General features: G+C 65.1%; 11 protein-coding genes. 9 read left to right on the plus strand and 2 right to left on the minus strand.

Annotated features, from left to right (window positions below):
* Positions 1-140: 140 nt before the first annotated feature.
* Together G3N93_RS09145 and map are read right to left on the minus strand one after the other, a co-directional pair.
* The gene (locus tag G3N93_RS09145) at positions 141-2717 is read right to left on the minus strand and encodes a [protein-PII] uridylyltransferase (RefSeq protein WP_174941367.1); all 2577 of its coding nucleotides are present in this window, start codon (positions 2715-2717) and stop codon (positions 141-143) included.
* A 45-nt stretch (positions 2718-2762) separates the two neighbouring features.
* Complete coding sequence (gene map / locus G3N93_RS09150) at positions 2763-3578, minus strand: type I methionyl aminopeptidase (protein WP_174941365.1); 816 nt, start codon at positions 3576-3578, stop codon at positions 2763-2765.
* A gap of 378 nt (positions 3579-3956) precedes the next feature.
* On the opposite strand from map, the gene rpsB reads away from it, so the two are divergent.
* The 9 genes from rpsB (at position 3957) to bamA (ending at position 13880) form a co-directional block, all read left to right on the plus strand.
* On the plus strand, positions 3957-4697 hold the full coding sequence (rpsB, locus tag G3N93_RS09155; RefSeq protein ID WP_006752149.1) for a 30S ribosomal protein S2: 741 nt from the start codon (positions 3957-3959) through the stop codon (positions 4695-4697).
* Positions 4698-4859: 162 nt separating this feature from the next.
* A complete protein-coding gene (gene tsf, locus G3N93_RS09160) occupies positions 4860-5741 on the plus strand; it encodes a translation elongation factor Ts (RefSeq protein ID WP_174930987.1) in 882 nt (293 codons plus the stop codon).
* Between the two features lie 163 nt (positions 5742-5904).
* On the plus strand, positions 5905-6618 hold the full coding sequence (pyrH, locus tag G3N93_RS09165; RefSeq protein ID WP_011352459.1) for a UMP kinase: 714 nt from the start codon (positions 5905-5907) through the stop codon (positions 6616-6618).
* A gap of 91 nt (positions 6619-6709) precedes the next feature.
* Complete coding sequence (gene frr, locus G3N93_RS09170) at positions 6710-7270, plus strand: ribosome recycling factor (RefSeq protein ID WP_174382395.1); 561 nt, start codon at positions 6710-6712, stop codon at positions 7268-7270.
* 47 nt (positions 7271-7317) lie between these two features.
* The gene (gene uppS / locus G3N93_RS09175; RefSeq protein ID WP_006478494.1) at positions 7318-8100 is read left to right on the plus strand and encodes a polyprenyl diphosphate synthase; all 783 of its coding nucleotides are present in this window, start codon (positions 7318-7320) and stop codon (positions 8098-8100) included.
* Positions 8094-8915, plus strand: a complete 822-nt coding sequence (locus G3N93_RS09180; protein ID WP_011352456.1) for a phosphatidate cytidylyltransferase — start codon at positions 8094-8096, stop codon at positions 8913-8915. The genes uppS and G3N93_RS09180 overlap by 7 nt, the downstream gene beginning before the upstream one ends.
* A gap of 15 nt (positions 8916-8930) precedes the next feature.
* A complete protein-coding gene (locus G3N93_RS09185; RefSeq protein WP_174988876.1) occupies positions 8931-10127 on the plus strand; it encodes a 1-deoxy-D-xylulose-5-phosphate reductoisomerase in 1197 nt (398 codons plus the stop codon).
* Positions 10128-10138: 11 nt separating this feature from the next.
* Positions 10139-11509: an RIP metalloprotease RseP gene (rseP, locus tag G3N93_RS09190; RefSeq protein WP_174941359.1), complete on the plus strand. Its 1371-nt coding sequence runs from the start codon at positions 10139-10141 to the stop codon at positions 11507-11509.
* A gap of 61 nt (positions 11510-11570) precedes the next feature.
* On the plus strand, positions 11571-13880 hold the full coding sequence (gene bamA / locus G3N93_RS09195; protein ID WP_174941356.1) for an outer membrane protein assembly factor BamA: 2310 nt from the start codon (positions 11571-11573) through the stop codon (positions 13878-13880).
* The last annotated feature ends 25 nt before the right edge of the window (positions 13881-13905 follow it).

Genomic DNA, 13905 nt, shown 5'->3' on the forward strand with positions numbered 1-13905 from the left:
TCTTGTCCCCTGCGGGCGGTGCCGCGGGGCGTACTGCCTTGCGGGCGACGAGGCTGCCGGAGCGGACAGGGGCGCGGGTCGGCGACGCCGGCTTCGGATTCTTGACGGTTAATTTGGTGCGCATAAACGCTGGAATTCATTCAGACTGCGATCGCACGCAGCAATTCGGTTTCGAGCTGGATCTGCAGGCGGTTGTCGGACAGGCCGGCACCCGCGAGCAGGAAGATGTCCTCGACGCGTTCGCCGAGCGTATTGATCCGCGCCGCGTGGACGCCGATCCGGTGCTCGGCGAGTACGCGCGCGATCGAATAGAGAAGGCCCGGCCGGTCGTTGGCCGACACGGACAGGATGTAGTACTGGCCGCGCTCGTCGGCCCGCAGGTCGACGCGCGGCGTGATCGGAAACGTCCGGGACAGCCTCGACAGGCGGCCCTTGGACGGCTCCGGCAGCGGTGCGGTTTCGGTGAGCCGCGACGCAAGTTGCTGCTCGACGAGATTCGCGATGTCGCGATACCGCACGTCACGCTCGGTCTGCGTGACGATGAAGTTGTCGAGTGCATAGCCGTGCCGCGTCGTGCTGACGCGTGCGTCGAGCACCGACAGCCCGTTGCGGTCGAAATACGCGCAGATGCCCGCGAACAGGTCGGGGCGATCCTTCACGTACACGAGCACCTGCAGCGCATCGCCGATCGGCGACGGCCGCGCGCGGACGATCGCGGTTTCGGCATTCACGTGCCGGTACAGCACGCGTGTCTGCCACGCGATGTCGGCCGCGTCGTGACGCAGGAAGAAGCCGACGTCGAGCTGATCCCACAGCGCGCGATGCGCGTCGTCGGGCACGGTCTCGAGGCGCAGCAGCGCGAGCGCCTGCTCCTGCCGCGACTTCAGCTCCGAATGCGCGTCGGGGTTGGCCCCGCCGAGCACCGCGAGCGTGATGCGGTAGAGATCCTCGAGCAGCTTGCCCTTCCACGTGTTCCACACCTTCGGGCTCGTGCCACGGATATCGGCGACGGTCAGCAGGTACAGCGCGGTGAGGTACCGTTCGTTGCCGACGACTTCGGCGAAGCGCTTGATGACTTCGGGGTCGCTCGTGTCCTGCTTCTGCGCGACCTGGCTCATCGTCAGGTGATGCTGGACGAGCCACACGATCAGCGCCGCGTCGTCGCTGGCGATGCCGTGCTCGCGGCAGAAGCGCCGTGCGTCGGCCATCCCGAGCGTCGAATGATCGCCGCCGCGGCCCTTCGCGATGTCGTGGAACAGCGCCGCGACATACAGCACCCAGGGGCGCTCGAAGTTGCCGATCAGCTGGCTGCAGAACGGATATTCGTGCGCGTGCTCGGCCACCGCGAAGCGCCGGATGTTGCGCAACACCATCAGGATGTGCTGGTCGACCGTGTACACGTGGTACAGGTCGTGCTGCATCTGGCCGACGATGCGGCGGAAATTCAGCAGGTAGCGGCCGAGCACGCTCGTCTGGTTCATCAGCCGGAACGCGTGCGTGATTCCTTCGGGTTGCTGAAGGATCTGCATGAACGTGTCGCGGTTCTGCGGATCGCGGCGCCACGTGTTGTTCATGATCTCGCGCGAGTTGTACAGCGCGCGCAGCGTACGGGCGGACAGCCCTTTCACGCCGCGGGTCGTCTCGTACAACAGGAACGCTTCGAGGATCGCGTCGGGGTGGCGTTCGAACACGCCGTCGTCGACGATCTCGAGCATGCCCTGCTTCTCGACGAAGCGGTCGGGCGACAGCACGCGCGTGATGCCGCTCGTCGCGGGGAACAGCTGCGCCTCGATGTTCTGGATCAGGATCGTCGCGAGCTGCGTGACGGCTTTCGCGGCCCAGTAATAGCGGCGCATCAGCTGCTCGCTCGCGCGCTTCGCCTGGGTCGGCTGGTAGCCGAAGCTCTCGGCCGCCTGCGTCTGCAGGTCGAACACGAGCATGTCCTGGCGGCGGCCGGCAATCACGTGCAGCCGCGCGCGCAGCGTTTTCAGGAAACCCTCGTTGCGGCGCAGCTCGCGCGCCTCGCGATCGGTGATGAGGCCGCGTGTGTCGAGTTCGCGCCAGCTGCTGCCGAAACCGGCCGCGCGTGCGATCCAGAGGATCGTCTGCAGGTCGCGCAGCCCGCCGGGGCTTTCCTTCACGTTCGGTTCGAGGCTGTACGGCGTGTCCTGGAATTTCGCGTGGCGCTGGCGCATCTCGAGCACCTTCGCGGTGAAGAACGCGCGGGCGTCGAGCGCCTCGTGGTAGCGCACCGTGAAACGCTCGAACAGCGCGGTGCTGCCGACGATGCGACGCGCTTCCAGTAGCGAGGTCTGCACCGTGACGTCCTGCGATGCTTCCTCGATGCACTGCGCGACCGTGCGCACGCTGCTGCCGATCTCGAGACCGAGATCCCATGCCATGCCGATGAAGCGCTCGATGCGCGCGTCGAGCGCCGGGTCGTGCGCATCGGGCAGCAATACAAGGATGTCGACGTCGGAATAGGGCGCGAGCTCGCCGCGCCCGTAGCCGCCGACGGCGACGAGCGCGAGCGTCGCGGGCAGCTCGCAGTCGTCCCACACGCGCTTCAGCGCTTCGTCGGTGAGTTTCGACAGCGCGTGCATCAGCGACGCGACGTTCGCCGCGCGGCGAAAGCGCTCGAGCATCTCCGTCTTGGCGGCCTTGAATTCGGCGCGCCGCGACAGCGCTTCGGGCGAGGGGGCAGCGTGAGCGCTCATGGGCGGCCGTTCAGGTGCGGGTGGGGCGGGCTGGCGCGACGGCGCTCAGACTGCTGCGGCCGGTTGCGCGAACACGGGGCGCGCCGGCGTGCCGGCCGACACGGTCAGCACGTCGTAGCCGGTTTCGGTGACGAGCACTGTGTGCTCCCACTGCGCCGACAGGCTGCGGTCGCGCGTCTTGACCGTCCACTGATCGGGCATCGTGCGGATGTCGCGCTTGCCGGCGTTGATCATCGGCTCGATCGTGAAGATCATCCCGGCCTTCAGTTCGATGCCGGTGCCCGGGCGGCCGTAGTGGACGACCTGCGGATCTTCGTGGAACACCGTGCCGATGCCGTGGCCGCAGTATTCGCGCACGACGCTGTAGCCCTGCGCTTCCGCGTGCTTCTGGATCGCATAGCCGATGTCGCCGAGGTGCGCGCCGGGCTTGACCTGGTCGATGCCGAGCCACATGCATTCGTAGGTGGTCTGCACGAGGCGCTTCGCGAGGATCGAACCCTCGCCGACGATGAACATGCGGCTCGTGTCGCCGAAGTAGCCGTTCTTGATCACGGTGATGTCGATGTTCAGCGCATCGCCGTTCTTGACCACCTTCTCGCCGGGAATGCCGTGGCAGATCACGTCGTTGACCGAAATGCAGGTGGCCTTCGGGTACGGCGGGTAGCCGGGCGGCTGGTAATTCAGCGGCGCGGGGATCGTGCCCTGCTCGTTGAGCATGAACTCGTGGCAGAGGCGGTCGAGTTCGGCGGTCGTGATGCCCGCGACGACGTGCGGCGTGATGAAGTCGAGCACTTCGCTCGCGAGACGGCAGGCGACGCGCATCTCGGCGATATCGTGTTCGTTTTTGAGCGTAATAGCCATCGAGGTATGCCTGGAATGCGGTGAATTGACGGATTATCGCACCTTCTGGCAGGCGTCGCAGCCCCTGCCGGCGGTGCGGATGCGGGTTTTCGCGGATTGTCCGGCCGGCTGCCGCGCGGCAAGCGAAAGTGGTGCGCGACTTGAGAGCGGACAAATCGGCGTGCTATACTCTTTGGCTAAGTCGATATCTAATTGCCGAGCTTGCCCCATGTTGGGGCGGCGTGGCGGATAGAAGGCTTACGGCACGGGCGTTTGCACGTGTCGAATCGCAAGCCGGCGCAACCAGGGTGCCGGCCGCGTGGAATTCGCGCCCTTCGGGGTGGGATCGCGCGGCGGTACGGCGGCCGGCTTAAGACCCAACCCTCGTGGAGAATTTACATGGCAGTTACGATGCGCCAAATGCTGGAAGCGGGTGTCCACTTCGGTCACCAGACGCGCTTCTGGAACCCGAAGATGGCTCCGTTCATTTTCGGTCACCGCAACAAGATTCACATCATCAACCTCGAAAAGACGCTGCCGATGTTCACGGACGCACAGAAGTACGTGCGCCAGCTGGCAGCGAACCGCGGCACGATCCTGTTCGTCGGTACGAAGCGTCAATCGCGTGACACGATCGCCCAGGAAGCGCAGCGCGCAGGCATGCCGTTCGTCAATGCACGCTGGCTCGGCGGCATGATGACCAACTTCAAGACGCTGAAGGTATCGATCAAGCGCCTGAAGGACATGGAAGCGGCAGTCGAGGCAGGCGAGCTCGAAAAGATGAGCAAGAAGGAAGCGCTGCTGTTCGAACGCGAAATCGCCAAGCTGCAGAAGTCGATCGGCGGCGTGAAGGACATGGGCGGCATTCCGGACGCAATCTTCGTCGTCGACGTCGGCTACCACAAGATTGCCGTTACCGAAGCGAACAAGCTGGGCGTGCCGGTCATCGCCGTGGTCGATACGAACCACTCGCCGGAAGGTGTGGATTACGTGATCCCGGGTAACGACGACTCGAGCAAGGCAGTCGCGCTGTACGCTGAAGGCGTGGCCGACGCGATCCTCGAAGGCCGTGCGAACGCGGTCAACGAAGTGGTTCAGGCCGCACGCGGCGACGACGAGTACGTCGAGGAAAACGCGTAACTGGCCCCGAGCCGGCGCAAAAAGGGGGCTCTCAACAGGCCCCCTTTTTTTAAGCTTGTGCGCCGGACCTGATCGCGCCGAATGGGTGCGGGTCCGGAAACGAATCTCGGCCGTTCGCGTCCAAGCGGGCGGCGTTGTGAATACAGACTCAAGGAGCGAATGATGGCGGCAATTACCGCAAGCATGGTGGCAGAACTGCGCGCAAAGACCGACGCACCGATGATGGAGTGCAAGAAGGCGCTGACGGAAGCTGACGGCGATCTGGCCAAGGCTGAAGAGCTGCTGCGCGTCAAGCTCGGCAACAAGGCGAGCAAGGCGGCATCGCGCGTGACGGCAGAAGGCGTCGTCGCATCGTTCGTCGGCGGCAACGCAGGCTCGCTGGTCGAACTGAACTGCGAAACCGACTTCGTCGCGAAGAACGACGACTTCCTCGCATTCTCGAAGACGGTTGCAGAACTCGTCGCGACGCAAAACCCGGCTGACGTGGCTGCACTGTCGGCACTGCCGCTCGAAGGCTCGACGGTCGACGCAGTGCGTCTGGCGCTGGTCGGCAAGATCGGCGAAAACGTCTCGATCCGCCGTTTCGTCCGTTTCGAAACCGCAAACAAGATCGCCACGTACCTGCACGGCGCGCGTATCGGCGTGATCGTCGAGTACACGGGCGCGGAAGAGCAGGTCGGCAAGGACGTCGCGATGCACATCGCGGCAATGAAGCCGGTCGCACTGTCGTCGGCTGATGTGCCGGCGGAACTGATCGAGACGGAACGCCGCGTGGCCGAGCAGAAGGCCGCGGAATCGGGCAAGCCGGCTGAAATCGTCGCGAAGATGGTCGACGGTAGCGTCCAGAAGTACCTGAAGGAAGTGTCGCTGCTGAACCAGACGTTCGTGAAGAACGACAAGCAGACGATCGAGCAGATGCTGAAGGCAGCGAATGCCGCAGTGCAGAAGTTCGCACTGTTCGTCGTCGGCGAAGGCATCGAGAAGCGCCAGGACGACTTCGCCGCCGAAGTGGCCGCGCAAGTCGCAGCAGCAAAGCAGCAGTAAGCCGTAAGCAGTCAGGCAGTATCCGCGGCGGGCGTCCGCTCCGCTGCGGTCGGCGCCGCCGCCGGCCGGCCGGGAAACCCGGTCCGACCGTCGGCGCTTGCCCGAATCAGTATTTCGCCCCTACAGTTCGTGGTTGTCATCCTCTCGTCGCTCGGAAGCCCCTATGTCCAATGCCTATAAACGCGTCCTTCTCAAACTCTCCGGCGAAGCGCTGATGGGCGACGATGCCTTCGGCATCAATCGCGCGACGATCGAACGGATGGTGGCCGATATCGCCGAAGTCGTGCGTCTCGGTACGCAGCTTGCGGTCGTGATCGGTGGCGGTAATATTTTCCGCGGTGTCGCGGGTGGCGCGGCCGGCATGGATCGCGCGACGGCAGACTACATGGGGATGCTCGCGACGATGATGAACGCGCTGGCGCTGCAGGATGCGATGCGCCACGCCGGCATCGAGGCGCGTGTGCAGTCCGCGCTGCGGATGGACCAGGTCGTCGAGCCGTACATCCGGCCCCGCGCGATCCGTCAGCTCGAGGAAGGCCGCGTCGTGATCTTCGCGGCCGGTACGGGCAACCCGTTCTTCACGACGGACACGGCCGCCGCGCTGCGCGGTTCGGAAGTGGGCGCCGAGGTCGTATTGAAGGCGACCAAGGTCGATGGCGTATATTCTGCCGATCCGAAGAAGGATCCGTCGGCCACGCGTTACACGACGATCACTTTCGACGAGGCGATCAGCCGCAACCTGCAGGTGATGGACGCGACGGCCTTTGCGCTGTGCCGCGACCAGAAGCTGCCGATTCGCGTGTTTTCGATCAACAAGCCGGGCGCGCTCAAGCGCATCGTGCTGGGCGAGGACGAAGGTACGCTCGTCCACGTGTAAACTCCCGCGGATGCGGGCCGTCGGCCGCGGCGCACCCGATGCGCCGGGCAGGGCCCGCGTTCTTTGAAGGTTAGAAGGTTCGGAGGTTGAAATGAGTGTCGCTGATACCAAGAAGGGCGTCGAGCAAAAGATGCAGCGCTCGATCGAAGCGTTCAAGAACGATCTGGCAAAGATCCGTACGGGCCGTGCACACACCGGTCTGCTCGATCACGTGCAGGTCGACTACTACGGCTCGATGGTGCCGATCTCGCAGGTCGCCAACCTGACGCTCGTCGATGCGCGCACGATCGGCGTGCAGCCGTGGGAAAAGAACATGGTCGCGAAGGTCGAGAAGGCCATTCGCGAAGCCGACCTGGGCCTGAACCCGGCCACCTCCGGCGACCAGATCCGCGTGCCGATGCCCGCGCTGACGGAAGAGCGCCGCCGCGAGCTGACCAAGGTCGTCAAGAGCGAAGGCGAAACGGCCAAGGTCGCGATCCGCAACCTGCGCCGCGACGCGAACGAAGCGCTCAAGAAGCTCGTGAAGGACAAGGAAATCTCGGAAGACGACGAGCGCCGCGCGAGCGACGACGTGCAGAAGCTGACCGACAAGCACGTTGCCGAAATCGACAAGCTCGTGCAGAGCAAGGAAGCCGAGATCATGACGGTCTGACGACCGTCCTCGCGCGCCGCCTTCTTCCCGCAACTGTCTCAACGGCCATGACCTATACCAGCTCTACCGTTCGCGTGCCTGACGTCGGCGTCGTGCCGCGTCACATCGCGATCATCATGGACGGCAACGGCCGTTGGGCGACCGAACGCCGCTTGCCGCGCGTCGCGGGGCACACCCGCGGCGTCGATGCCGTGCGGGCGGTGGTCGAAGGCTGCGCGCGTGCCGGCGTCGAATACCTGACGCTGTTCGCGTTCAGTTCGGAGAACTGGCGCCGTCCGAACGACGAAGTGTCGTTCCTGATGCGCCTCTTCATCACCGCGCTCGAGCGCGAGGTCGGCAAGCTTCACGCAAACGGGATCCGCCTGCGTGTCGTCGGCGATCTCGACCGCTTCGAGCCGCGCATCCGTGAACTGATTCGCCGCGCCGAAACCAAGACGGCGCGCAATACCCGTCTTACGCTCACCATCGCGGCCAACTACGGCGGCCGGTGGGACATCCTGCAGGCGACGAAGAAGCTCGTCGAGCAGGCCGTGCGCGAGGGTCGCGAGGTCGAGGTGACCGAGGACGCGTTCGCACCGCACCTGGCGATGGCCTATGCGCCGGAGCCCGATCTCTTCATCCGTACCGGTGGCGAGCAGCGCGTCAGCAATTTCCTGCTGTGGCAACTCGCGTACGCCGAATTCTATTTCACCGACAAATACTGGCCGGATTTCGACGGCGCGGCACTGGCCGACGCAATGGCGTCGTATACGGAGCGCGAGCGCCGCTTCGGCCGCACGAGCGCACAGCTCGAACCGCAATCGCAGAACGCCGACTCCCTTTCATGCTGAAAACCCGTGTGATCACGGCGATCGTGATGCTGGCGGTACTGCTGCCGGTGACGCTGTTCGCGCCGCTCACCGCGTTCGGCGCGCTGATCGGCGTCGTGCTCGTGTTTGCCGCGTGGGAATGGGCGCGCCTGCTCAAGCTCGGCGGCGCCGGCCCGGTCATCTATGCCGTCGTCGCGGCGCTGGCGCTCGCGGCAACGGCGCCGCTCGGCGTCGATGCGGCTTCGTCCCGTCCCCTTTTCATGGCAGCCGGCGTGTTCTGGCTGCTGGTCGGCCCGTTCACGCTGCGGCGCAAACCGGCGCTCGCGGGCGGCGTATGGCGACCGTTCCTGCTCGCGGCGGGCCTCGTGGTCTTTGCGGCCTGCTGGCATGCGCTCGTCGCGGCGCGGGCGCAGGGCGTACCGTTCGTGCTGTCGCTGCTTCTGGTCGTCTGGCTCGCCGATATCGGTGCATACTTCGCGGGCAAGGCTTTTGGAAAGCGTAAACTGGCCATCACGATCAGCCCCGGCAAGAGCTGGGAAGGCGCGATCGGTGGCTGGCTCGCCGTGATGGTCGTCGCCGGTGTTGCGATGGCCGCGCATGCGTTCGAGCCGACCCTGTTTTCCGCGTTCGCCGTGCGCTACGGGATGCCCGGCGCGTGGGCCGCACTGACGCTGCTGGTCGCGTATAGCGTGATCGGCGACCTGTTCGAGTCGCTGCTGAAGCGGCAGGCGGGCGTGAAGGATTCGAGCGGACTGCTGCCTGGCCATGGCGGCGTGCTCGACCGTGTCGACGCGCTGCTGCCGGTGCTGCCGCTCGCGATGCTGCTGCTTGGTTAAACCATTACTTCTGTTATGCAAAAACGTCTGACATTGCTCGGTTCCACGGGCTCGATCGGAGACAGCACGCTCGACGTGGTCGCGCGCCATCCCGAGCGCTTCTCGGTCTACGCGCTGACCGCACACCGCAACGGCGACAAGCTGGTCGAGCAATGCCTGCGCTTCGCGCCCGAAGTGGCGGTGGTCGGCGATGCCGCGACGGCCGCGCACGTCGATGCGAAACTGCGCGCGGCGGGCAGCAAGACGACCGTGCTGCACGGGCCGCAGGCGCTCGTCGACGTGTCGAAGAGCGATGGCTGCGACACGGTGGTCGCGGCGATCGTCGGCGCGGCCGGCATGGCGCCGAGCCTCGCGGCCGCGCGCGCCGGCAAGCGCATCCTGCTCGCGAACAAGGAAGCGCTGGTGATGTCGGGCGCGATCTTCATGGACGCCGTGCGCGACCATGGAGCGATCCTGCTGCCGGTCGACAGCGAACACAACGCGATCTTCCAGTGCATGCCGCGCGACGCGGCCGAGCACGGCGGGATCTCGAAGATCATCCTGACCGCGTCGGGCGGCCCGTTCCGCACGCGCGAGCCGGCCACGCTCGTCGACGTGACGCCGGACGAGGCGTGCAAGCATCCGAACTGGGTGATGGGCCGCAAGATCTCGGTCGATTCCGCGACGATGATGAACAAGGGCCTCGAGGTGATCGAGGCGCACTGGATCTTCGGGCTGCCGGGCGACCGCATCGACGTGCTGATCCACCCGCAGAGCGTGATCCATTCGCTCGTGTCGTATCGCGACGGTTCGGTGCTCGCCCAGCTCGGCAACCCCGACATGCGCACGCCGATCGCGCACGCGCTTGCGTTCCCCGAGCGTGTCGATGCGGGTGTCGACCAGCTCGACCTCGCGCAGATCGCCCAGCTGTCGTTCGAGAAGCCCGATTACGCGCGCTTCCCGTGCCTCGCGCTCGCGCTGAAGGCGCTTGAGGAAGGCGGCATCGCGAGCGCTGCATTGAACGCAGCGAACGAAGTCGCGGTCGAAGCGTTTCTCGAGCGCCGCATCGGCTTCATGGCGATCGCGGCGACGGTCGACGCCGTGCTCAACACGCTGCCGAACCGTACGCCCGACGGGCTCGAGGATGTCCTGGCGGCGGATGCCGAGGCACGCCGCCTCGCCGCCGAAATCATTGCGAAAGCGCCTGCGCCACGCGTGGAGCGCACTGTCTGAATGGAGTGCTCATGAACGTGCTGGTCGAACTGATCGCGTTTGCGGTGGCGATCGGGGTGCTGGTCGTCGTGCATGAGTACGGACACTATCGCGTCGCGCGCTGGTGCGGCGTGAAGGTGCTGCGTTTCTCGATCGGCTTCGGCCAGCCCGTCGCGCGCTGGGTCAGCCGCAGGACGGGCACCGAGTGGACTCTGTCGGCGCTGCCGCTCGGCGGCTACGTGAAGATGCTCGACGAGCGCGATCCCGGCCCCGGCATCGCGCCCGAGGAGCTCGGCCAGGCGTTCAACCGGCAGTCCGTCTACAAGCGCATCGCAATCGTCGCGGCCGGGCCGATTGCCAACTTCCTGTTGGCAATCGTGCTGTTTTCCGTCGTATTTGCCACCGGTGTAACCGAGCCGACCGCGATCGTTGCACCGCCGGCCGCCGGCACGGTGGCGGCGCGCGCGGGCTTCGACGGCAACGAGAAGATCGTGTCGATCCGCAACGCGCAGGGCGGCGAGTCCGAACCGGTGCGGTCGTGGTCGGACCTGCGCTGGAAGCTGCTGGCGGCTGCGTTCGATCACCGCGAGATCGTGCTCGGCGCCCGCGACGGCAACACGACGTTCGATTTCCGTGTCGACCTCCGCAATGTTCCCGAAAGTCAGCTCGACGACGATTTCATGACCCATCTGGGCTTCGAGACCGGCGGCGGCACGCTGTCGGTCGCGTCGGTGCAGCCCGGCAGCGCGGCGGAGCAGGCGGGCCTGAAGTCCGGCGACAAGCTGGTCGCGCTCGACGGCAAGCCGATCGGCGGCGCGTCGCGCTTCATCGATTTCGTGAAACACCATGCGGGCAAGCCGCTCGACCTGCAGATCGAGCGTGACGGCGCCGCGCAGACGGTGTCGATCGTGCCGCAGATGCAGCGCGACGACGAATCGGGGCAGCAGGTCGGCCGGATCGGCGCGGCGCTGTCGATGCATGCGCCGTCCGTCGACGTGCGGTACGGGCCGATCGAGAGCCTGCAGCTCGGCGCGCACCGTACGTGGGACATCTCCGTGTATTCGCTGCGGATGTTCGGGCGCATGATCACGGGCAACGCGTCGCTGAAGAACCTGTCCGGCCCGGTGACGATCGCGGACTACGCGGGCAAGAGTGCGCGGCTCGGTCCGTCGGCGTTCCTGTCGTTCCTCGCCCTTGTCAGCATTAGCCTTGGCGTCCTGAACTTGTTGCCGATTCCCGTTTTGGACGGGGGGCATCTGTTATATTATGCGGTTGAAGCCACGACCGGGAAAGCCGTCTCGGAGCGCTGGCAGCTGATTCTGCAAAGAGCCGGGTTGATCTGCATCGTCGCATTGTCGGCGATCGCGCTGTTCAACGATCTGGCTCGGTTAATCCATTTCTGAAGCGTCAGGCGGCGGCCGCTCGGCAGCCGCCTGATTTGATGCAGCTAAATATTGGGGATGCATGTTGTTCAAACCTCATCGCTTTGTACCTAAGACAGTTGCAGCGGCCGCGCTCGCCGCGCACGGCCTCGCGGCGCATGCAGCGGCACCGTTCGTGGTGCAAGACATCAAGATCGAGGGGCTGCAGCGCGTCGAAGCGGGTTCGGTGTTCGCCTATCTGCCGATCAAGCAGGGCGATACCTTCACGGACGACAAGGCATCCGAAGCAATCCGCGCGCTGTACGCGACGGGCTTCTTCAACGACGTACGCATCGCCACCCAGGGCAACGTCGTGATCGTGCAGGTGCAGGAGCGTCCGGCCATCGCGTCGATCGACTTCACCGGCACGAAGGAATTCGACAAGGACAACCTGACGAAGGCACTGCGCGCAGTCGGCCTCGCCGACGGTCGCTACTACGACAAGGCGCTCGTCGACAAGGCGGAGCAGGAGCTCAAGCGCCAGTACCTCACGCGCGGCTTCTACGCGGCCGAGGTCAAGACGACGGTCACGCCGGTCGACGCGAACCGCGTGTCGATCCTGTTCGCGGTGGCCGAAGGTCCGAGCGCGAAGATCCGCCAGATCAACTTCATCGGCAACAAGGCGTTCAAGACGAGCACGCTGCGTGACGAGATGCAGCTGTCGACGCCGAACTGGTTCTCCTGGTACACGAAGAACGACCTGTACTCGAAGGAAAAGCTCACGGGCGACCTCGAGGCGGTGCGTTCGTATTACCTGAACCGCGGCTATCTCGAGTTCAACATCGATTCGACCCAGGTGTCGATCTCGCCCGACAAGAAGGACATGTACCTGACGGTCACGCTGCACGAAGGCGAGCCGTACACGGTGTCGGGCATCAAGCTGTCGGGCAACCTGCTCGATCGCGAAGCCGAACTCAACAAGCTGATCAAGATCAAGCCGGGCGATCGCTTCTCGGCCGAAAAGCTGCAACAGACCACCAAGTCGATCGTCGACAAGCTCGGTGAATACGGCTACGCATTCGCGACCGTCAACGCGCAGCCGGACATCGACCAGGCGAACCACAAGGTGAACCTGAACCTCGTCGTCGATCCGAGCCGCCGCGTGTACGTGCGCCGCATCAACGTCGTCGGCAACACGCGTACGCGCGACGAAGTGGTGCGTCGCGAAATGCGCCAGCTCGAAAGCTCGTGGTTCGATTCGAACCGCCTCGCGCTGTCGAAGGATCGCGTGAACCGTCTCGGCTACTTCACCAACGTCGACGTGACGACGGTGCCGGTCGAAGGCACGAACGACCAGGTCGACGTGAACGTGAAGGTCGACGAAAAGCCGACCGGCGCGATTACGCTCGGTGCGGGCTTCTCGTCGACGGACAAGGTCGTGCTGTCGGCCGGCGTGTCGCAGGACAACGTGTTCGGTTCGGGTACCAGCCTGTCGGTGAACGTCAACACCGCGAAGAGCTACCGTACGCTGACCGTCACGCAGGTCGACCCGTACTTCACGGTCGACGGCATCAAGCGGATCACGGACGTCTACTACCGCACGTACCAGCCGCTCTACTATTCGACGAGCTCGAGCTTCCGGATCATCAGCGCGGGCGGCAACCTGAAGTTCGGCATCCCGTTCTCGGAAGTCGACACCGTCTACTTCGGCGCGGGCTTCGAGCAGAACCGTCTCGACGTCGATTCGAACACGCCGCAGAGCTACCAGGACTACGTGAACCAGTTCGGCCGCGTGTCGAACACGGTGCCGCTGACGATCGCGTGGTCGCGCGACGCGCGTGACAGCGCGCTGATTCCGAGCCGCGGCTACTTCACGCAGGCGAACATGGAGTACGGTGTGCCGGTCGGCAAGATCCAGTACTACAAGGCCGACCTGCAGGCCCAGTACTACTATTCGTTCTCGCGCGGCTTCATCCTGGGCATGAACCTGCAGGGCGGTTACGGTAACGGTATCGGCAACCCGTACCCGATCTTCAAGAACTACTACGCGGGCGGTATCGGCTCCGTGCGGGGCTACGAGCCGAGCTCGCTGGGCCCGCGCGACACGAAGACGAACGACCCGATCGGCGGTTCGAAGATGGTCGTCGGCAACATCGAACTGACATTCCCGCTGCCGGGCACGGGCTACGACCGCACGCTGCGCGTGTTCACGTTCCTCGACGGCGGTAACGTGTGGGGCAACGCGCCGGGCGGCACGAGTACGGGCGCCAACGGCCTGCGTTACGGCTACGGTGTGGGTCTCGCGTGGATCTCGCCGATCGGCCCGCTGAAGCTGAGCCTCGGTTTCCCGCTGCAGAAGCACGAAGGCGACCAGTACCAGAAATTCCAGTTCCAGATCGGGACGGCGTTCTGACCGAACGCATGACAACAGCAACGAG

This window comes from Burkholderia sp. Se-20378, assembly GCF_017104665.1.
GTDB lineage: Bacteria > Pseudomonadota > Gammaproteobacteria > Burkholderiales > Burkholderiaceae > Burkholderia > Burkholderia lata.

Bases quoted from the DNA above. Each gene is read 5' to 3' on its own strand.
- G3N93_RS09145 (WP_174941367.1), bottom strand. From the start codon at position 2,717: ATGAGCGCTCACGCTGCCCCCTCGCCCGAAGCGCTGTCGCGGCGCGCC.
- map (WP_174941365.1), bottom strand. From the start codon at position 3,578: ATGGCTATTACGCTCAAAAACGAACACGATATCGCCGAGATGCGCGTC.
- rpsB (WP_006752149.1), top strand. From the start codon at position 3,957: ATGGCAGTTACGATGCGCCAAATGCTGGAAGCGGGTGTCCACTTCGGT.
- tsf (WP_174930987.1), top strand. From the start codon at position 4,860: ATGGCGGCAATTACCGCAAGCATGGTGGCAGAACTGCGCGCAAAGACC.
- pyrH (WP_011352459.1), top strand. From the start codon at position 5,905: ATGTCCAATGCCTATAAACGCGTCCTTCTCAAACTCTCCGGCGAAGCG.
- frr (WP_174382395.1), top strand. From the start codon at position 6,710: ATGAGTGTCGCTGATACCAAGAAGGGCGTCGAGCAAAAGATGCAGCGC.
- uppS (WP_006478494.1), top strand. From the start codon at position 7,318: ATGACCTATACCAGCTCTACCGTTCGCGTGCCTGACGTCGGCGTCGTG.
- G3N93_RS09180 (WP_011352456.1), top strand. From the start codon at position 8,094: ATGCTGAAAACCCGTGTGATCACGGCGATCGTGATGCTGGCGGTACTG.
- G3N93_RS09185 (WP_174988876.1), top strand. From the start codon at position 8,931: ATGCAAAAACGTCTGACATTGCTCGGTTCCACGGGCTCGATCGGAGAC.
- rseP (WP_174941359.1), top strand. From the start codon at position 10,139: ATGAACGTGCTGGTCGAACTGATCGCGTTTGCGGTGGCGATCGGGGTG.
- bamA (WP_174941356.1), top strand. From the start codon at position 11,571: ATGTTGTTCAAACCTCATCGCTTTGTACCTAAGACAGTTGCAGCGGCC.